This is a genomic window from Streptomyces sp. NPDC056628 (genome assembly GCF_042792555.1).
In the GTDB taxonomy this organism is placed as follows: Bacteria; Actinomycetota; Actinomycetes; order Streptomycetales; family Streptomycetaceae; genus Streptomyces.
Map to the genome: position 1 here is coordinate 38,769 of NZ_JBHTWG010000017.1, position 16,268 is coordinate 55,036.

General features: G+C 71.0%; 26 protein-coding genes and 1 pseudogene. 4 read left to right on the forward strand and 23 right to left on the reverse strand.

The window, feature by feature from the left end; all coding sequences use genetic code 11:
* Positions 1 to 230 precede the first annotated feature (230 nt).
* The 22 genes from ACFRAC_RS21175 to ACFRAC_RS21280 all read right to left on the reverse strand — a co-directional run bounded on the left by ACFRAC_RS21175 (position 231) and on the right by ACFRAC_RS21280 (position 11,493).
* Entirely contained in the window at positions 231 to 2,327 is a 2,097-nt protein-coding gene (locus ACFRAC_RS21175; RefSeq protein ID WP_382925739.1) for an FtsK/SpoIIIE domain-containing protein, read from the reverse strand.
* An 81-nt stretch (positions 2,328 to 2,408) separates the two neighbouring features.
* Entirely contained in the window at positions 2,409 to 2,570 is a 162-nt protein-coding gene (locus ACFRAC_RS21180; RefSeq protein WP_382925741.1) for a DUF6257 family protein, read from the reverse strand.
* A gap of 2 nt (positions 2,571 to 2,572) precedes the next feature.
* Positions 2,573 to 2,893: a hypothetical protein gene (locus ACFRAC_RS21185; RefSeq protein WP_382925744.1), complete on the reverse strand. Its 321-nt coding sequence runs from the start codon at positions 2,891 to 2,893 to the stop codon at positions 2,573 to 2,575.
* The gene (locus ACFRAC_RS21190) at positions 2,890 to 3,063 is read right to left on the reverse strand and encodes a hypothetical protein (RefSeq protein WP_382925747.1); all 174 of its coding nucleotides are present in this window, start codon (positions 3,061 to 3,063) and stop codon (positions 2,890 to 2,892) included. Before ACFRAC_RS21190 ends, ACFRAC_RS21185 begins: the two co-directional genes overlap by 4 nt.
* Positions 3,060 to 3,479, reverse strand: a complete 420-nt coding sequence (locus ACFRAC_RS21195) for a hypothetical protein (protein ID WP_382925750.1) — start codon at positions 3,477 to 3,479, stop codon at positions 3,060 to 3,062. The genes ACFRAC_RS21190 and ACFRAC_RS21195 overlap by 4 nt, the downstream gene beginning before the upstream one ends.
* Complete coding sequence (locus ACFRAC_RS21200) at positions 3,476 to 3,682, reverse strand: hypothetical protein (protein WP_382925752.1); 207 nt, start codon at positions 3,680 to 3,682, stop codon at positions 3,476 to 3,478. Before ACFRAC_RS21200 ends, ACFRAC_RS21195 begins: the two co-directional genes overlap by 4 nt.
* Positions 3,679 to 4,068 (reverse strand): DUF6907 domain-containing protein, encoded by a 390-nt coding sequence (locus tag ACFRAC_RS21205; protein WP_382925756.1) that lies wholly within the window; start codon positions 4,066 to 4,068, stop codon positions 3,679 to 3,681. The genes ACFRAC_RS21200 and ACFRAC_RS21205 overlap by 4 nt, the downstream gene beginning before the upstream one ends.
* On the reverse strand, positions 4,065 to 4,439 hold the full coding sequence (locus ACFRAC_RS21210) for a hypothetical protein (protein WP_382925758.1): 375 nt from the start codon (positions 4,437 to 4,439) through the stop codon (positions 4,065 to 4,067). The genes ACFRAC_RS21205 and ACFRAC_RS21210 overlap by 4 nt, the downstream gene beginning before the upstream one ends.
* A gap of 99 nt (positions 4,440 to 4,538) precedes the next feature.
* Positions 4,539 to 4,775 (reverse strand): hypothetical protein, encoded by a 237-nt coding sequence (locus ACFRAC_RS21215; RefSeq protein ID WP_382925761.1) that lies wholly within the window; start codon positions 4,773 to 4,775, stop codon positions 4,539 to 4,541.
* A gap of 41 nt (positions 4,776 to 4,816) precedes the next feature.
* The gene (locus ACFRAC_RS21220) at positions 4,817 to 5,440 is read right to left on the reverse strand and encodes a hypothetical protein (RefSeq protein ID WP_382925763.1); all 624 of its coding nucleotides are present in this window, start codon (positions 5,438 to 5,440) and stop codon (positions 4,817 to 4,819) included.
* Positions 5,437 to 5,637 (reverse strand): hypothetical protein, encoded by a 201-nt coding sequence (locus tag ACFRAC_RS21225; protein WP_382925767.1) that lies wholly within the window; start codon positions 5,635 to 5,637, stop codon positions 5,437 to 5,439. Before ACFRAC_RS21225 ends, ACFRAC_RS21220 begins: the two co-directional genes overlap by 4 nt.
* A 9-nt stretch (positions 5,638 to 5,646) precedes the next feature.
* A complete protein-coding gene (locus tag ACFRAC_RS21230; RefSeq protein WP_382925770.1) occupies positions 5,647 to 6,153 on the reverse strand; it encodes a single-stranded DNA-binding protein in 507 nt (168 codons plus the stop codon).
* Positions 6,154 to 6,260: 107 nt separating this feature from the next.
* Positions 6,261 to 6,713, reverse strand: a complete 453-nt coding sequence (locus tag ACFRAC_RS21235; protein WP_382925771.1) for a hypothetical protein — start codon at positions 6,711 to 6,713, stop codon at positions 6,261 to 6,263.
* Positions 6,710 to 7,162: a hypothetical protein gene (locus ACFRAC_RS21240; RefSeq protein WP_382925773.1), complete on the reverse strand. Its 453-nt coding sequence runs from the start codon at positions 7,160 to 7,162 to the stop codon at positions 6,710 to 6,712. Before ACFRAC_RS21240 ends, ACFRAC_RS21235 begins: the two co-directional genes overlap by 4 nt.
* Positions 7,159 to 7,554 carry a hypothetical protein gene (locus tag ACFRAC_RS21245; protein ID WP_382925777.1) on the reverse strand — a complete coding sequence of 132 codons (396 nt, stop codon included), beginning with the start codon at positions 7,552 to 7,554 and terminating at the stop codon, positions 7,159 to 7,161. The genes ACFRAC_RS21240 and ACFRAC_RS21245 overlap by 4 nt, the downstream gene beginning before the upstream one ends.
* Before the next feature lie 233 nt (positions 7,555 to 7,787).
* Positions 7,788 to 8,861 carry a helicase RepA family protein gene (locus ACFRAC_RS21250; RefSeq protein ID WP_382925780.1) on the reverse strand — a complete coding sequence of 358 codons (1,074 nt, stop codon included), beginning with the start codon at positions 8,859 to 8,861 and terminating at the stop codon, positions 7,788 to 7,790.
* Entirely contained in the window at positions 8,858 to 9,808 is a 951-nt protein-coding gene (locus tag ACFRAC_RS21255) for a bifunctional DNA primase/polymerase (RefSeq protein ID WP_382925783.1), read from the reverse strand. Before ACFRAC_RS21255 ends, ACFRAC_RS21250 begins: the two co-directional genes overlap by 4 nt.
* An 88-nt stretch (positions 9,809 to 9,896) precedes the next feature.
* Positions 9,897 to 10,163, reverse strand: coding sequence for a hypothetical protein (locus ACFRAC_RS21260; RefSeq protein WP_382925785.1), 267 nt, complete (start codon positions 10,161 to 10,163; stop codon positions 9,897 to 9,899).
* Positions 10,160 to 10,351 carry a hypothetical protein gene (locus tag ACFRAC_RS21265; protein ID WP_382925787.1) on the reverse strand — a complete coding sequence of 64 codons (192 nt, stop codon included), beginning with the start codon at positions 10,349 to 10,351 and terminating at the stop codon, positions 10,160 to 10,162. Before ACFRAC_RS21265 ends, ACFRAC_RS21260 begins: the two co-directional genes overlap by 4 nt.
* The gene (locus tag ACFRAC_RS21270; protein WP_382925789.1) at positions 10,348 to 10,488 is read right to left on the reverse strand and encodes a hypothetical protein; all 141 of its coding nucleotides are present in this window, start codon (positions 10,486 to 10,488) and stop codon (positions 10,348 to 10,350) included. Before ACFRAC_RS21270 ends, ACFRAC_RS21265 begins: the two co-directional genes overlap by 4 nt.
* A 182-nt stretch (positions 10,489 to 10,670) precedes the next feature.
* Positions 10,671 to 11,141 (reverse strand): hypothetical protein, encoded by a 471-nt coding sequence (locus ACFRAC_RS21275; RefSeq protein ID WP_382925792.1) that lies wholly within the window; start codon positions 11,139 to 11,141, stop codon positions 10,671 to 10,673.
* A gap of 103 nt (positions 11,142 to 11,244) precedes the next feature.
* Positions 11,245 to 11,493 carry a DNA-binding protein gene (locus tag ACFRAC_RS21280; RefSeq protein WP_382925793.1) on the reverse strand — a complete coding sequence of 83 codons (249 nt, stop codon included), beginning with the start codon at positions 11,491 to 11,493 and terminating at the stop codon, positions 11,245 to 11,247.
* Positions 11,494 to 11,770: 277 nt separating this feature from the next.
* Here ACFRAC_RS21280 and ACFRAC_RS21285 point away from each other — a divergent pair, with 277 nt between their 5' ends.
* On the forward strand, positions 11,771 to 12,358 hold the full coding sequence (locus ACFRAC_RS21285; RefSeq protein ID WP_382925796.1) for a helix-turn-helix domain-containing protein: 588 nt from the start codon (positions 11,771 to 11,773) through the stop codon (positions 12,356 to 12,358).
* A 41-nt stretch (positions 12,359 to 12,399) separates the two neighbouring features.
* Here ACFRAC_RS21285 and ACFRAC_RS21290 read toward each other — a convergent pair whose 3' ends face one another.
* On the reverse strand, positions 12,400 to 13,890 hold the full coding sequence (locus ACFRAC_RS21290) for a recombinase family protein (RefSeq protein WP_382925799.1): 1,491 nt from the start codon (positions 13,888 to 13,890) through the stop codon (positions 12,400 to 12,402).
* 42 nt (positions 13,891 to 13,932) lie between these two features.
* Between ACFRAC_RS21290 and ACFRAC_RS21295 the strand changes: the two are divergent.
* From ACFRAC_RS21295 to ACFRAC_RS21305, 3 genes and pseudogenes are all read left to right on the forward strand, one after another.
* Positions 13,933 to 14,541 (forward strand): annotated as a pseudogene (locus ACFRAC_RS21295) (ATPase, T2SS/T4P/T4SS family); the annotation flags it as partial.
* A complete protein-coding gene (locus tag ACFRAC_RS21300) occupies positions 14,534 to 15,415 on the forward strand; it encodes a type II secretion system F family protein (protein ID WP_382925978.1) in 882 nt (293 codons plus the stop codon). The pseudogene ACFRAC_RS21295 and the gene ACFRAC_RS21300, both read left to right, overlap by 8 nt.
* Before the next feature lie 39 nt (positions 15,416 to 15,454).
* Positions 15,455 to 16,258: a type II secretion system F family protein gene (locus tag ACFRAC_RS21305; RefSeq protein ID WP_382925802.1), complete on the forward strand. Its 804-nt coding sequence runs from the start codon at positions 15,455 to 15,457 to the stop codon at positions 16,256 to 16,258.
* Positions 16,259 to 16,268 lie beyond the last annotated feature (10 nt).

Genomic DNA, 16,268 nt, shown 5'->3' on the forward strand with positions numbered 1-16,268 from the left:
GATGAAGCGTGAGTCCGGGTCGGGGCAGGCGGCCGCGGAGGCGGCTCTCCGGGGTGAAGGGTGGTGTCGCTCGCGGGCGGTCTCCTGAGGTGCCGTTTCGGGCTGGAGACGGAGCTGCGGGCGAGGGCCCGAAACCCGAAACTGTGCAGCTCAACCCCGATATCGGGGGCGAAACCGGTTTCGGATCAAGGTGAAACCACAGGCTTGATCCGAAACCGGCTTCGGGGCCTCTACTCGCCGTCGTCGGCGGCCGGGATGTCCTCCCAGCGGAGGCCCTTGGCACCGCCGCAGCAGTCGCGGATGGTGAGCTGTCGGGTGCTCACCTTGAACGGCTTGAGGGCGGCTGAGAGGGCGGTGGAGGCTCCGGCGGCGTCCATTTCCGTCCACGGCCGGTACAGGTCGGCTCGGTAAGCGGCGAGGGCTTCGACGAGGCGGTGGGAGTGGACGGTCTCGGCGCCGTCGGGCCAGATGGCGCGCAGGTGGTCTACGACGGTCTCGACGTCCTTCTCCTCGACGGCGGCGCCGACGGACTGCCCGGAGAGGGTGCCGGCGGCTGTGCGGAGCGCCAGGGCGCGCCCTGCGATGTCGTCGGCTTCGGTCTGCTTGATGAAGGCGGCGCGGACGGTGATCCCTTCGCGGCCGCGGGCGAGGATGCCGGTGCCCTGCTCGTCGACGCTGATGTCGGTGGCGCGCAGGCCGCGGTCGTAGGCGCCGGTGCCCAGCACGTTGTTGTTGGCGCGCCAGTCCATGACGGCGAGGCAGAGACGGGTGCCGACGCTGCTGGAGACGCTGGTGGGCAGGCTCGGGGCGTCGGGGTTCTGGGTGAGGAGGATCAGGATGATGCCGTAGGCGCGGGCCTTCTTGATCAGGCGGGTGGCGAGGGCGGCGGCCTCTTCCTTGTACTCGGGGTGGGTGAACAGCTCCTGTACCTCGTCGATGACGATGACGCGGGGGCCGAGCTGCTGCTCGGGGTACTTCTCGGCGAGCGCGCGGGTGACCTTGCGGCCTTCGGGGACCTCGGAGGCGGGCAGGGACCGCACGAACGCGGCGCGGCGCTGGTACTCGGCGATGCCGGAGCGCATGCCGGCGAGGGCGGCCTCCAGGTCCTCGTCTTCGTCGCCGGAGACGTACCGGTGGCAGATCGGCTTGACGGAGTCGAGGTCGCCGGAGCCCTTGAGTTCGTAGATCCAGAGTTCGGCGGTGGGGTCAAGGGCGACGCCGAGGACGATGGCGAGGGCGCAGGACGTCTTGCCGGAGCCGGGGATGCCTCCGACCAGCAGGTTCGAGTACATGAGGGTGATCTCGACGAGGTTCCCGCGGGGGTCGAAGCCGAACGGCAGGGGCTCGTAGACGTCGGCCTGGCCGTCCTTCATGAGCGGCCACAGCTTGCGGCCGGCCTTGGCGGGGTCGCGTTGGGCGACCCAGAGGACGAGGCGGCCGGGGTGGGCGGTGCGGTCGGCTTCGGGCCACACGGTGCTGATGGGGCGGCGCATGGCGGCGGCGAGGGCGGCGCGCTTCTCCAGGACGGCGGTGGCCTCGATGCCCGGGGGCAGGTCGACTTCGGCGCGCCAGCCGGGGCCGTCGCGCATGACTTCGGAGGCGAACTCGACGCCGCGGCGTCCCTTCTTGCCCTCGATGCCGATGGCGGCGAGGGCGTCGAACACCTCGGTGGAGTCGAGGCGGCGCATGACGTTGGTGGCGACGTAGCGGGTGATCAGGGGCTTGTCGCCCTTGCGGCCGTTCAGCCCGCACAGGGCGGCGGCGGCCACGGCGGCGGTGAACGTCCAGCCGGGCACCAGGAAGGCGCTGACGGTGCTGGTGATGGCGGTGGCGGTGGCGACGGCCAGGGAGGCGATGCGGCGCGGGCGGACGCGGCGGGAGTGCTCGCGGGACAGGGCGAGCCAGGCTTCGACGTCGGCGGATGCGGCGGCCTTGGCCTCGACGGGGCGGGCGTCGGTGTCGGCGACCCACTTGCCCCAGCGGACGATGAGGCGTCCGGCGCCGCGGGGGGCGCGGAGCAGGAGTCGGGCCAGGTAGACGGGGGCGCGCAGGGTGTGGAAGCCGATGACGTGTGCGTAGTAGGAGGCGGTCCAGCGGGTGGCGTCGACGAACTCGGCGGCGTTGCGCAGGAAGGTGGGCACGACGGGCGGGGCGTCGGCGAGGTAGGCCTGCTTCTCGGCGATCCAGGCGCCGACGTGCGGGGCCTGCTCGGGCGGGTCGACGGGCCGGGGTTCGGCGTCGTGGATGACGTCGATGATGGTCTCGTTGAGTGGGTCGGTGAGGTCGGGCGGCGTGGTCTTGTGAAGGGCGACGACGTTCTCGGTCATGCTGGTGGCTACCTGCCTCTTGCTGGGGTTGGGAGGCCCGGGGCGGCCGGCTTGCTTGGCGGCCGTCGGCCGCCCCAGGCGTCACTTCTTGGTCTTGCGGCGCATCGCGTCCTGCTCGATGCGCTCGATCTGCCGCTGCAGCTTGGTGAGGTTGGCGCGCGGCAGGAGCATGCGCGCGGTCAGGCGGGCGACGCGGGCCTTCTCGGCCGTCGTGAAGTCGCTGAACTCGGGTCCGTTCGCCATGGTCAGCGTCCCTTCTTCATGTCTCGCCACATGTCCCGCAGGACCAGGACGACGATGGCGGCGACGCCGCCGAGGATGGCCAGGGCCAGCGACGCGAACGCGATGCCGACGCTGGCGGCGCAAACGGCGCAGGCGATGCCGATCCACTCGCCCGCGCTGCGGCGCTGGCGGTGGTCGTGCTGGCACTGGAGGGCGGGCGCCGGTGCCTGCTGGGTGGCCTGCTGGGTGGCGAGGACGGCCGCGACCATCCGGGCGACGTCCGTGCTCACCTCGGCCTCCCGCACGGCGGCCTCGGCCTTGTCGAGGGGAGTGGGCTCGTTCACCGGGTCCACCTCCTCGACCGGACGCGGAGGCCGGCGGTCAGGCCGAGGCCGAACGCGAGGGCGAGCGGCTCGGAGAGGACGGCGGCGACCGCGCTGAGGGCGGCCGGGCCGAGCGCCGGGTAGAGCACCAGCAGGACGGCGGCCAGGGCGCCGAAGATGAGCCACCTCATGACCGGCCCTCCCCTTCCTCGGCGAGCTGCTTCTCGCGGTCGTACAGGGCGTCGATGACGTCCCACCCGCCGGTGAGGCCGCGGGCGTTCATTGCCGCGCGCATCGCCTCCCGGAACTTGCGCTTCGAGGGCGGCGGATCGGTCGCGTACAGCTCCACGGCGAGCATGGCCACGGCTCGGCTGTTCGCCTCCCGCGGGCCCTCCAGAGGGGGCGTGCCAGAACCGTGACCGGCCTGGGTCTCGGTGATGGCGAGACCCCCCGTGCCACCTGCGGTGTTGTCGTCCGGCACGCCCCCGGCGAGGAGGGCTTCCAGCTCGCGGTCGGAGACCAGGGCGGGCAGGTCGGTGCGCCAGTCCGGCACGGGGTGCTGATCGAGGGTCTCGGTGTACGCCTCGAATGCTTCGAAGGCGGTCACTGCGGCGTCCGCCTCAGCCTCGCGGTCTCCATGGCGAGCCCGTACAGCCACACCGCGTCGTAGAGCACGGCGACGGAGTACGCGAACGCGGGGTGCGCCTGCGCGGTGAGGATGTCGCCGATGGCGGCGACCGCCCACACGACGGCGATCACGGTCAGTACGACCGGGAGCGCCCACGTGCCGATGCTCTTCAGCCTGTTCACTGGCCCTCACCCCCGTCGAGGATCCGGGCGAGCCGGTCGGCGAGCTCGCGGAGCTGGTCGGCGTGCCCTTCAATGGCGGCGGCGAGGTCGTACAGCTCGGCGGGGCTGCGCCCTCGGTCCTCGCCGTAGTGGAGGCTGAGGAAGCCCTGGATCTCGCGGGTGCCTCGGTCGGCGAACGGGGCCTGCGAGATCAATGCCTCGCCGACGGGGACGCCGTCCAGCTTGAAGACGATCGGCTGGGTGTCGTGGGTGATGTCCACGCGGAAGCGGGCGCCGGCCTCGTCCGAGTCGGGGTCGGGGTGTCCGGCACACCAGGCCGGTTCGTCGACCTCGAGCGGCTGGACGGTGAGCAGGTTGATGGTCGCGGTGCGGGGTTCGGTGCTCACTGGCCCTCACCCCGTTCGGTGGCGAGGAAGGCGGCGATCGCGGGGAACTGGGCGTCGACGGAGCGGCGGACGGCCTCTTCCTCGGTGACCGGCTCGGCGCCGAGGGCGCGGAGCAGGAGGCGGAGGGCCTCGCGGAGGGAGAGGACGCTGTCGCTGTCGAGCAGCTGCTGGGCGACGCGGACGGCGACCTCGAGGTCGCTGGGCTCGGTCGTTGCTGCGGCAGCGGTGATCGCCATGTACGACAGGGAGGGGACGCGGACGGTGGCGCGTTCGGCCTGGCCCTTGGCGTAGTCGGCGTCGCAGAGCTTGTGCAGCTGGGCGACGCGTTCGGAACTTGCGGCCGTGTGAGGGCGCGCGAAATGATCGGTCATGCCGACTCCTGGTTAGGTCAGGACGTTCGGTAGAGGGTCGGGCGGTGCGATCGCCCCGGGTGCGCCAACACCTGGGAGCTGCTGTCCGGCCCTCGTTGTCTATTCGGTTGTGGGGGCGTCCTTCGCGGACTTCTTGGCGTCGCGCTTGAGCGCCTGGTCGACCGCCTGCCAGCTGCGGCCGAGGTCCCGGGCGACGGCGGCGACGGTGCCCAGTTCCGCTACGCCATCGCGTAGGGCCTGGGCTCGTCGTGTGGCGGCCTCGGATACGGCGTGGTTGAGCTGCGCCAACAGCTCTTCCTCGTCGCGGAGCCGGTCCCGCCAGGGCTTCGGTTCCATCGAGACAACCCTATCCAACACCGGTATTGGATACAAGGTCTTCACGCCCCTTCCGGCTGGAGCGTCCTCAACATCAGGAAGTCCTGGGCCTCGTACACGCATGTGCACCACGGGCAGACGAGCCTCGTCTCGCCGTGCCGGTGCCGGAGGACGGCCCCGCAGACGACGCCGGAAGCATCCACCGCGACGCAGTTCCCGATCCGGTTACCGCGGTCCTCGGTGGCACCGACGATGGACAGGACGGCGCCCTCCAGCTCCCGTATCTCGCGGGCCAGGTCACCGGCCGCCGGGTACGAGGCGGCGATCCAGGAGAGCTCCATCCCGAGCCACCGGGCGGCACGGAGGACGCGGCCCCCGATGCTGCCCTCGGTGGTCGGCTCGCCCCAGCCGCGCACCCTCTGGACGCCGGACCGCCAGCCCTCCAGGATCAGCGCGATGCCGCCGTAGCGCAGGTCGAGGACCGCCTCGTCGACGGGCAGGGATGCGCCGGCGTGGCCGCGGGAGACGAACTCGGCGGAGGCCCGCGTGGCCGGGCTGAGGAACCCGGCCAGCGCGTCGTACAGCTTCGGCATGCGGTCGAGGCGCTCCGCCAGGGCGAGCGTGTCGCCCGGGCAGAGGTAGCCGTCGACCAGGGCGCAGTCGCACAGGCCGCAGGACGCGGTCATACCCGGCTCCGCTGCTGGAGGCGGTACAGGCGGAGGCTGCTCAGGTAGTGGTCGCCGGCAGCGCGCTTCCTGGCGGCCTCCGATTCGGCCAGGCTCCGGTCGGCGTCGCGCATGTTCCACCACGCATGGAGGAGGGCCATGCCCTGGGCGCCGAGGGCGAAGCCCAGGCACAGCATCACCGTCTCGTTCTCTGTCATGGCGATCTCCTAGAAGGGGGCCTGCTCGGTGCGGCCGGCGCCCTGCTGGGCGGGCGGGGTGGTTGACCACCCGCCGCCCTGCTGCTGCCCGTTGGCGGGCTTCGCGCCAGCCCAGGGGTCTGCGTTCGGGGCACCCCCCTGTCGCTGGCCGCCGCTGGCCTTGGTGACCTTGGCGGTGGCGAAGGTGAGGGACGGACCGACCTCGTCGACGTCCAGCTCGTAAACGGTGCGCTTCACCTGCTCCTTGTCCTCGTAGGACCGCTGCTTGAGGCGGCCCTGGACGATGACGCGGAGGCCGCGGGCGAGGGACTCGGCGACGTGCTCGGCGGCCTGCCGCCACACCGAGCAGGTGAGGAACAGAGCCTCGCCGTCCTCCCAGGCGTTGGTCGTCTTGTTGAAGGTGCGCGGGGTGGACGCGATGCGGAACTTGGCGACGGCCACGCCGGCCGGGGTGAAGCGGAGCTCGGGGTCGTCGACCAGGTTGCCGACGACGGTGATCACGGTCTCGCCTGCCATGGCGGACTCCTTCGGGTTTGTGAGGTCCCTCGAGAACCTCGCAACGTGCGGGATGCTGGGTGGGTGGCCGGGCCCGATATCCGCGGGCCCGGCCGGCGTTGTTCGGATCAGGCGCTGTGTCGTGTGGCCAACTCGCGCTGGAGGGAGTCGGAGACGAAGGAGAGGATCGCGGCCAGCTCGTACACGGGGGCGAGGTTGCGGTCGCCGATCGAGGTTGCCGCGAGAACATCCCGCACGGCCCAGTAGGCGGAGACGGGGCTGAATCCTCCGGGGCTGCGTGTGCACCCGCGGTAGGTGCCGCGGTCGAGCTGCCCCAGGCTGCGCCTCAGGCCCTCCAGCCGCGCGACCTTGGCGCCGAGGTCCTTGCTGGACCCCCAGTCGCTCTTGGGCAGGGCGTCTTGCGTCCATCCCTCGCGGCGGATCCTGTCGCGGACGCCGTTGATGGAGGCCGTGAGGATCGTTCGCATGGTGGGGTAGGCCGCGTTCCACCGGCTGGCGATGTCCGCCGCGGTGGTGTCGTCGAGCCGGCCGGTGTCGCGGATGGTGGCAACGGTGGTCACTGGTTCTCCTCGAGCAGTTCGGTGTTGACGGTGCCGCCGATGGACACCCAGAGCACTTGGGCTTGGGCGCTGATGAAGTCGCGGCGGCGGGCTTGGTCTTCGAGCTCGGCGTAGGTGAGGCCGAGGCGGGCGAGCGCAGTACGGACGCCGTCGTGCCACTCGACCTCGCTCACCACGGTCACCACGTCGTCGAAGTCGTCGTGCGGGGCCGCGCAGGCGGGGTCGCGCTCGGCCACGGTGCAGATGCACGCGTCGGTGATCGGGTCGGCGGCTGGCTTAGGTTCTTCGGCGTCGGTGCGGGCTGCGGCCTGGTTGCGGAGGCGTTGTGCGTGCCGGTGGGCGAGGCCGCGCTGCCGGGCGGCGTTGAGGGCTGCGCGCCGGCGCTTCGCCTCCTCGGCGCGGCGGCGGGCAGCGGCGATCTTCTCCGCCACGATGTCGTCGACGTTCACGCTTCGTCCTCCGGCTGGTACAGGCGGACGAAGTTCGACGCGGTCGTGGGGTCGTCGGTGTAGCCGTCGCGATCCGCGACGGTCGGGGTGCAGTAGCCGTCTGCGTGCACGAGCCATGCCAGGACGGGGGTGGACTCGATGTCCCCTTCCTCGGTGCTGTGCTCGGCGCGCCAACTTCCGCCCGGGACTGCCCCGATGACTGCGGCGGTGGCCTCACGGAGCCCGGCGAAGTTGTTCCAGCTGTCGGCGTCGCGCAGGCGGCCTGTCTTCATGTCGACGACGAGGGCGGCACCGTCGTCGCTCCACGCGATCACGGGCTTGGAAGTGAAGTGGGCTCGCCCGTTGCTCTCGTGGCGGTAGCTGGCTTCGTAGGCGGTGGTGGCGGGGATCATGTCTCTCCTTCTCGGGCAGTCCCACCGGCCCCGCGGCTCCCACTTTTCCCACTTCCCACCCCCCTAAGAGAGGGGGGGTGGGTGGGAATTTGGGCGGGCCGCTGGGAAGAAGATGGGAAGTTGGGAGGTGCGCAGGTCAGTGGTTGTGCGCGGGTTGGGAAGTGGGTGGCAAGGGTGGGAAGTTAGGGCGATCCGCCAAGATCAATTCCCACGACGAGAATGGGAAGTTTTCTCTACGCAGCGTCACCGTCCTGGGTACTCGCAGTAGCGGAGGACAGGCGCCAGGTGGGACGGGTCTCGCTGCCCGTCTTCACCAGGTAGCCCAGCCGTTCGAGCTTGGCTACCGACCGGTAGACGGTGCTCGACGCGACCTCGGACACCTCGACGAGACGGGCCCGGGAAACGGATTCCTGCGGGAAGACCTCGTGCATCACGTCGAGGATCTTCTGCTCGGTCTTCGACAGCTGGTTCTCCTCGACCGGGCTTGCGGTCCGGTTGATGAGCACGCAGGACTCGAGGATGGGCTGCATCTTCAGGAAGACGGTGTCGAAGTCCTCGACGTCCTTCTGCTTGTCGCAGTGGACCTCGACGTACTCCTCGTTCTTCGTGACCTTGATGATCGAGGTGGCTGCGCCGTCGAAGGCTGAGGCGCCGCGCATGTTCTCGCCGTTGCGGCCGGAGTGGTGGATCAGCAGGACGCACGCGCCGGACGCTTCCCGAAGCTGGTCTGCGGCCGCGACGACCTGGCCCATCTCGCCGTTGTCGTTCTCGTTGGCGCCGACGGTGCAGCGCGCCTGGGTGTCGATGACGATGAAGGCCGGCCGCATCTCCTGTACGAGCAGGCCGAGCGCTCCCCGGTCGGTGCCGTGCAGCAGCTGCACGGCGATCGGCAGGAACGTCACCCCCTGCATGGGGATGCCGGTGTGACGCTCCCAGGCGCGGACGCGCTTGCGGATGCCGGACGTTCCCTCGGCGACGAGGTAGAGGACAGTGCCCTTGCTGACCTCGTGTACGCCAGCCCAGGGCAGCCCGTTCGCCACGCACCCCGCCCAGTCGATCCCGACGAACGACTTCCCCGATCCAGGCTTGCCGTAGATCCAGGCGAGGGAGTCCCGGAACAACACGCCCTCGATGAGCGGCACAGGGTCGGGCAGTCCGTCCAGGCCGCTGGTGTCGACGAGCGCGGCTCGCAGCGTGGCGAGGCGGGCCTGGGTGGGGTTCTCTCCGCCGTCCTCGCCTGGTGGCTCCTCGGGCGGCGGCTCCTCACCGAAGAGCCGCTCGAAGTCCTCGTCGAAGGCCGTACTCACGCCGCGTACCCCTTGTCGCTGGGCCGGTTGGCGGCACTGTCGAAGGAGGCGCGGGCCTCGGAGTCGGTGAGCCCGACGACCGACGCGGCGTGAAGCAGCGCGGCCTCGGCCTCGGCCAGACTGATGAGGCCCTGTGAGTCCAGCTCGTGGGCGCGGCAGGCGGCGAAGTACAAGGAGTTGTTGCGCCCGTGCTTCCGGTCGCCGGCCACGGAGTCCATGACGTGCTGGACGAGCTGGTCGACGGTCCACATCTTTCCGCCCCCGGGACGGCTGGCCATCCGCGTCCAGAACGGGTGGCGCAGGTCGGCCGGCTTAACTGCAGGGCGCGGCGACGGCGCGGGCTTGCGTTCCTTGCGGGGAAGGAGCGCTGCGGGCCAGGCGATCTCGGGCTTGTAGAAGATCCCACCGGCGCCCGGCCACAGGTAGCGGCAGCCAGAGGAGTGCACGGACGGGGCGAGCAGGATGTAGCCGTTGTGCTTGAAGTCGATGCCCTCGAACGGCTCGCCGGGGAGGTCGAAGCCGGGGGTCAGGTACAGCATGTGGAGGCCATCGCCCCCGGTGATCTGCATGGTGGTGCCGGGCAGGACGCCGACGCGTTCCTCCAGCCTGCACAGCGACTTGTATCCGCCATTGCGGGGGTCGACGTCGATGACGGCCCACCCGTTCAGCTTGCAGGGGGCGCCGATGTTGGCTTCGGGTTCTTCCTTCCACCAGCGGCGGACGAGGTCGATGTCTGTGGTGGCCGCGTGGAAGCCGTGGCAGGTGGGCACACCGCACTGGCAGTCCTCGGGGCGGTGCTGGACGTACAGGCTGCTGTTCTTGTCGCAGCGCGCGCAGTTGGCATAAGGCGTCTTGTTGCGACGGACGCGGAAGATCTTGATGCCCGCTTCGGCGTAGGTCTCGGCGGCGGCCGGGAGCTCGGCGGGGATGCGGATTCCGACGGTCACGAACGTGCTCTCTCCTACGAGCTGGATCAGAAGTTCGCTGGGTGCTGGCCGGGCGCGACGGGGGGACGGTTGGCGCCCAGCCAGCGGCTCATGCGGTGTCGCGCTTGGCGCGGGAGATCTCCTCGGCGGCCGCGGTGATGCGGGTGCACCAATTGCGGGCGGCGGTCAGGACCGTGAGCGGGCTGGGCTGCTGCTCCAGGTCGTGCCGGATGGAGTCGAGGACCATCTCGTGCAGGGCCTTCTCGGCAGCCCGCTGCACGTACAGCTGGTCGTCGGCCAGCGGGTGCTCGCACTGGAGGGCATCGAGGTCGACCGGGTGCTCGACCGGCCACTGGCCGGGGCGTCGCTCGTTCACGTCTCCTCCTGCTTACGGATGGGCCAGCCGGGCCCGGGCGGGATTTCGGGGAGTCCCATGAGGGCGTTGGGGGTGTGGCCGGGGCAGCGGAGGCCGGCGATGTAGCGGCGGACGCCGTCACCTCGCCGGCAGTGGCGCTGCTCGGCGCCGATCCAGTGGCCGCACTCGGGGCGCGTCGTCTCTTTCACGCCGCCTCCCGCGTGGTGGGCGCGTGGAAAGCGGCTCGGATGACGGCCTTCTGCTCGGTCGAGAGCGGCGGTGCAGACGCCACGATGCGCTCGACGCGGGCCCAGTAGGCGGCGTCCCGCTCGGGGTCTTCGAACATGACAGGCCGGTCCGCACGGCGCGCAGGAGCCATCAAGTCCTCCACGGACTGATCAGGCCCCGCGCCTGTCTCCAAGGACAGCACGGATTTCGCGGCGTGTTCCCCCCTCTCGGAGGGGGCCGGGCGGCCGAGGGTGTCGGGTGTAGCGACACCCCTGGCCGTCGCGGTGTTGTGCGGGGTGTTCACGCGCGCTCCCCGCGGGCGCGCTCCATGCGCTGGAGCAGGTCGGCCACGACTGCCAGTCGCTGCACGGGGTCCTGGCCGAGGGGGACGACGATGACCCGGTCGCTCCCCGGGGACTGGTCGTAGGCTGCGAGGAAGTGGGGGCGCAACTTGGGGTCGAGGGTGGCGGTGTCCCACTCATCGAGTTCCACCTGGTGCTCGGCGAGCATCGCGGCGAGCGTGTCGCGCGCTTCCTGCTCGTCGGCCAGGCGCTCGATCTCGTCGAGCTGGGCGCGGGCTGCGGCGACCATGCCGCGCAGGCGGGCGGGGCTGACCTCTCGGAGGTCACCGGCGTTGCCCTCGGTGTAGGCGACGAGGGTGGGCCGGCCGTCGTCGAGGTCGCGCATGATCTCGGCGGTGAGGCTGGCGGTGATGCTCTGCTCGGAGGCGGGAGACGGCGCCTTTGCCGTCGCGGAAGGCTGTGCTTTCATGGCCATGAGGACGTTCTCTTTCCGGCGGCGGCACTGATGGGGCGGGCAAGGCCCCAAGGTGTCGCCGTCTTGCTGGGTAGCTCTGGTATGGACTGGGTCGTTCTCAGGCGGCGTCGGACGGGCAAGGTTCGGCGCCGCCGTCGTGTGTCGGCGCGATCTCCAGGACGCGCAGCAGGTCTGCGGTGACGGCCCTGATCGCCTTGCCGGCGCGAACCGTCTTGCACGGGAATGCCTCGCTGCGGGCGAGTGCGTAGGCCGTAGTGCGTCCGATTCCGAAGGCGCGGCCAGCGGTGACGAGGTCGATCGTCGGCGGCAACTCCAGGAGTTCCTTGGTCGTCAGGGGAGTGGTCACTGTGTAGTGCCTCCGTGCGAGCAAGGCCAAAGCGGGCAAGGCTGTGACCTGCGGATATGCTGTGAGAGGTTACTTAATGAACCCCTGGGGGACACTTTGGCATGATGCTTGGTGCCGGGTCAAGCCATCTGGGGTTTGGTTGTTCAACCCCTGATCGGTTAACCGATGAGATTCACTTACCTCGACTGACCGCGCGTGAACGCCTGGAGGGGTGCTCGTGTCGGGTCGTGCTGGGTGGTGTTGCCCTAAGCTGCTTTAGGTTCTAGCCTCGAACCTCATGAAGGTTGACCCGGTGGTTGAGCAGGCCATGAATGACGCAGAGCTTCGCATCGGCCGCAATATGCGGCGCATCCGCGAAAACCTCGATCTCTCGCAAGCGGACCTCGCTGAACGGCTGACCAAACTCGGGTACCGGTTTCACCAGACCCAGGTGGCGAAGGTCGAACGTGGCGAGCGCGCGGTGCGCGTGAACGAATGGATCGCTATCGCCGAGGCCCTTGGCATTCAGCCCATGGCTCTCATGGCTGGAGGCCTTGGGACGGACGACGCAGTATTTGAGGCGCGCCTTCAGTTCGAGCGCATGCGGTCCGCCGTCGAAGATGCGAGCAGCCGGTTGTACCAAGCGGGTCTCGACCTCGAGACGGTAAATCAGCTGTACCGGGAGGCCTTGGCCGCCTACCTTGCAGCGGCGGCCGAGGCGGGGCAAGAGATCGCGTGGAGTGAGGTCGAAGTCCAACGGGAGTGGGCGGAGAAACTGAGGAACTCCGCAGCTCACGAATACGCTGGAGACCTGGACGAGTTGCATGCCGGCGCGAAGTCTCAATTCGAAGAGTATCGACGCGGCATGCAGGCAGCGGAGGAGTAGCCATGCCTGCATCTCGCCGCGCTGGCGGCATCACGGCTCGGCTATCTCCGGCCCCGCCTCCACTCGAATTCCACGGCGTCGTAGTCGAAGTACCCGCCGTCCGGCATCCGCCCCTGACGCGGCGTCTTTAGCGTCACCGTGACCAGCGCCCGCAGTACGTTCCGCTGCCGCTCCAGGTCCAGCGCCTTCCATGCCTTGCGGACGTCGGGCGCGCCGACCAGGCCGACCAGCGGATCCCGCGTCGCCGCGCGCGCCAGCTGCTGCGTGACGCCCTCCAGTTGTGCGCGGGCCGTGTCCATGCCCTCGGTGAACGGGCCGAGCTCCAGTTGGCCGGCGCCGAACAGGCCGCCGAGGTCCCGCATTCGCTGCCGGATCTGCTCCGCTTCCGCCTGTAGCCCGGCGACGTTGACTCCGTCCGGGGCCGGCTCGAGGAGACTGTCCGCGTCCAGCTGTGAGAGCCGCTCGACGACGATGTTCTCGACGTGCTGGTCGACCTTCTCGGCGCGCCGGCCGCCGCCGTGCCCCGTCGGGCACCGGTAGCTGGGGTACCGGCGGCCGCCGGACTGCGTGACGGTCATGCCCTGACCGCAGTTGTCGCGGCCGCAGACGTAGATCAGCGAGCCGAGCCACTTCGGCTGGGCTCCTCGGTTCACGATGCGGTCCGGGTTGGTGAGGATGGCCACGACGGCCCGGAACTTGGCCTCGTCGACGATCGGCTCCCACTGCCCGCGGCCGACTTCCTCGCCGCGGTAGACGGCGATGCCGGCGTTGCGGGGGCGGATGAGCATGTCCCGCATGTCGGTGTGCGTGACCGGGTTCCCTCTGGTCGTGCGGACACCTTTGTCCTCGCACCACTTCACCAGGGAGCGGATCGACCCGCCGGACAAGATCTCGTCCGTCCAGAAGCGCAGCGCCTCGGCCTCCTCGGGCACGGCCTTCATCATGTCGAGGACGGGTTCCAGCCGTTCCTCGCCCGTCTTCCGGTCGGCCACGGTGCGCACCTCGTCGGTGGGCACACCCCAGCCGAACGGGCGGATGCCGCCCATCCACTCGCCAGCGAGGGCCTTCTGACGGCGGGCCCGGGCCACGCGCTCGCCCTTGTGCTCGGACTCCTGCTTGGCGACCGCCCCGAGGATCCGCGCGGTCATGCGGCCAGACGGCGTGGACAGGTCCAGTTGGCCCGCCTGCACCGTGTGCGTGGAGACGCCGCGGCGCTCGCTGATGCTGATGTACCGCTCCAACTCGGTGGGGGAGCGGTGCAGCCGGTCGGTGTGCCAGGCGACCACGATGGTCGCCGCCCCGTCCTCGAGGTCGGCGAGCATCTGCTCATACCCCGGACGCTTCTTGCCGCTGTACGCCGAGATGTCATTGTCGACGTAGGTCTCGACGACCTCCCAGCCGTTGCCGCGGGCGAGCGCCTCGCAGTCCTCGCGCTGCCGGTCGATACCGAGGCCGGCGCCAGTGCGGTCCTGGGAGATGCGGCAGTAGATGACGGCGCGCGTCCGGCCGCCCCCCGTCTGGGTGGTCTTCATGACGTGAGTGTGCCTCAGCAGTGGCGTCCCTGTCCCTGGTTCGGCAAGACGACGCTGCTGAGCGCCCTGCTGGGGCTGGTCGGGCCGGACGAGCGGATCGTGCTCGCCGAGGACTCGGCGGAGCTCAAGCCGGACCATCCCCATGTCGTCCGGCTGGAGAGCCGGCCCGCCAACCAGGAGGGAGCCGGACTCGTCACCCTGGAGGACCTGGTGCGCCAGGCGTTGCGGATGCGGCCGGACCGGCTGGTCGTGGGCGAGGTGCGCGGACCCGAGGTGGTGCATCTGCTCGCCGCCCTCAACACGGGTCATGAGGGCGGCTGTGGGACGGTCCACGCCAACGCGGCCGCCGATGTGCCCGCCCGTCTCGAAGCCCTCGGGACGGCGGCCGGGCTCGACCGGGCCGCCCTGCACAGCCAGTTGGACGCCGCGTTGTCGGTCGTCCTCCATCTCGTACGGGACCGGGCCGGGCGTCGGCGGATCGCCGAGGTGCACGTGCTGGAGCGGGACCCGGCCGGGCTGGTGCGGACCGTGCCGGCGCTCCGCTGGGCACCGGAGGGGTTCGTGGCCGAGCGGGGCTGGGAGCGGCTCCAGCCGCTGCTGCGCGGGGGCGGCGACGTCAGGAGTGGCGCAGGTGGTGGAAGCCATGGGTGAGCTGGCCTCCGGCGCGCTGGACGGGTTGGGCGCGGCCGGTGTGTGCCTCGGAGCGGCGGTCGTCTGTCTGGTGGGCGGGCGGGACCAGGGTGTGCGGCGGGCTCGGGTGCTGCTGGCGGGCGGTGACGGTCTGGACGCCGGGCCGTCCGACTGGCGACGGGTGGCCGGGACGCTGCGCCGGGTGCGGGGGCGCCTGAGAGCCGAGGGATGGGCTCTGGTCGCCGGTCTGGTGCTGGCGGTGCTCGGGTCGTCGGTGCTGCCGCTGGTCGCGGGGGCGGGCGGGGTGCCGTTGCTGAGGCGGATGCGGCTGGCCCAGGAGGCGCGGCGCGCGCGTGAACTGCGCGGAGGCGCGGTGATCGCGCTGTGCGGGGCCCTGGCCGGTGAGGTGCGGGCGGGGCGCCAGCCGGGTGAGGCGTTGCTGCGGGCGGCGCGTGAGTCCGGCGGGCTCGGCGTGGCGCAGTCCGCCGTGCTGGCGGCGGCGCGGTTCGGCGGTGATGTGCCCGGCGCGCTCGCCTCCGCGGCGCGGCAGCCCGGTGCCGAAGGGCTGTCGGGGCTGGGCGCGTGCTGGCGGGTTGCCGTCGACCAGGGCGCCGGTCTCGCGGCCGGACTGGACCGGCTGGAGGCGGCACTCCGCGCGGAGCGCGATCAACGTGCTGATCTGCGCGCCCAGTTGGCGGGCGCCAGGTCGACGGTGGTGATGCTCGCCGGTCTGCCGGTGCTCGGACTGTTGCTCGGTGCGGCCATGGGCGCGGATCCACTGCACGTGCTGCTGCACACCGGCGCGGGATGCGGGTGCCTGACAGTCGGCGCCGTGCTGGAAGGGGCCGGTATGTGGTGGGCGGCGCGCATCGTGCGGGGAGCGGAGGCGGGGTGAGGCGGCGACGCGGGGTTTCGACAGAAAGGAGGTGGTGGTGTGAGCGGGGAAGTTGTCCACAGGCTGGGGATGGCTGTGGGGGCGGCGCTGATCGCCGGCTGGCTGGTGCGGTGGTGGGCGGACGCCCGCCGGGAGCGCCGGGTCAGGGGGCGGCTGGTGGGCCTGATGAGAAGGGCCGACCTGGCACCGGCTCGTAGACGGCTCGACGTCCGGCGCCGGATGCGGCGGTGGGCTCCGGTGGCGGCCGTCGGGACTGCCGGTTGGGTCCTGGTGGGCGGTCTGGCGGGGCTGCTGGTCGGGTCGGCCGGGGCCGTCGGCCTCTGGTGGTGGCGTCGGAGGCAGGGCGCCGGTGGAGGTGCGGCGGGCGCGGAGGTGGACGCGGTCGACGCGAGTGAGGTGTCACGTCGACTTCCGCTCGCCGCCGATCTGTTGGCGGCTTGTATCGCCGCAGGCGCCAGTCCGGTGATCGCGGCGCAGGCCGTGGGCGAGGCATTGGGCGGTCCGGTCGGCGATGCGCTGGCGAGGGGCGCCGCGGAATGCCGACTCGGTGGTGAACCGGGCGACGCCTGGCGGCGGTTGGCGTCCATGCCGGGCGCCGCGGCGCTGGCCCGGCTGCTGGAACGCGCCGGCGTCTCCGGTCTCTCGGTGGCCGCACCGGTCGCACGGCTCGCGGCGGAGGCCCGCGCCGACTGGACGCGTGCGGCGACGGAGCGGGCCAGGCGGGCGGCCGTCATGGTCACCGCGCCGGTGGGCCTGTGCTTCCTGCCCGCGTTCATCGCGGTCGGGGTGGCGCCCGTGGTGATCGGGCTGGCGGGCGGGGTGTGGGGAGGAGGCGGCACGTGACGATGTGAGC

Coding starts and splice junctions, on each gene's coding strand:
- ACFRAC_RS21175 (WP_382925739.1), bottom strand. CDS start 2,327: ATGACCGAGAACGTCGTCGCCCTTCACAAGACCACGCCGCCCGACCTC.
- ACFRAC_RS21180 (WP_382925741.1), bottom strand. CDS start 2,570: ATGGCGAACGGACCCGAGTTCAGCGACTTCACGACGGCCGAGAAGGCC.
- ACFRAC_RS21190 (WP_382925747.1), bottom strand. CDS start 3,063: ATGAGGTGGCTCATCTTCGGCGCCCTGGCCGCCGTCCTGCTGGTGCTC.
- ACFRAC_RS21210 (WP_382925758.1), bottom strand. CDS start 4,439: ATGACCGATCATTTCGCGCGCCCTCACACGGCCGCAAGTTCCGAACGC.
- ACFRAC_RS21215 (WP_382925761.1), bottom strand. CDS start 4,775: ATGGAACCGAAGCCCTGGCGGGACCGGCTCCGCGACGAGGAAGAGCTG.
- ACFRAC_RS21220 (WP_382925763.1), bottom strand. CDS start 5,440: ATGACCGCGTCCTGCGGCCTGTGCGACTGCGCCCTGGTCGACGGCTAC.
- ACFRAC_RS21225 (WP_382925767.1), bottom strand. CDS start 5,637: ATGACAGAGAACGAGACGGTGATGCTGTGCCTGGGCTTCGCCCTCGGC.
- ACFRAC_RS21230 (WP_382925770.1), bottom strand. CDS start 6,153: ATGGCAGGCGAGACCGTGATCACCGTCGTCGGCAACCTGGTCGACGAC.
- ACFRAC_RS21245 (WP_382925777.1), bottom strand. CDS start 7,554: ATGATCCCCGCCACCACCGCCTACGAAGCCAGCTACCGCCACGAGAGC.
- ACFRAC_RS21270 (WP_382925789.1), bottom strand. CDS start 10,488: ATGTTCGAAGACCCCGAGCGGGACGCCGCCTACTGGGCCCGCGTCGAG.
- ACFRAC_RS21275 (WP_382925792.1), bottom strand. CDS start 11,141: ATGAAAGCACAGCCTTCCGCGACGGCAAAGGCGCCGTCTCCCGCCTCC.
- ACFRAC_RS21285 (WP_382925796.1), top strand. CDS start 11,771: ATGAAGGTTGACCCGGTGGTTGAGCAGGCCATGAATGACGCAGAGCTT.
- ACFRAC_RS21290 (WP_382925799.1), bottom strand. CDS start 13,890: ATGAAGACCACCCAGACGGGGGGCGGCCGGACGCGCGCCGTCATCTAC.
- ACFRAC_RS21300 (WP_382925978.1), top strand. CDS start 14,534: ATGGGTGAGCTGGCCTCCGGCGCGCTGGACGGGTTGGGCGCGGCCGGT.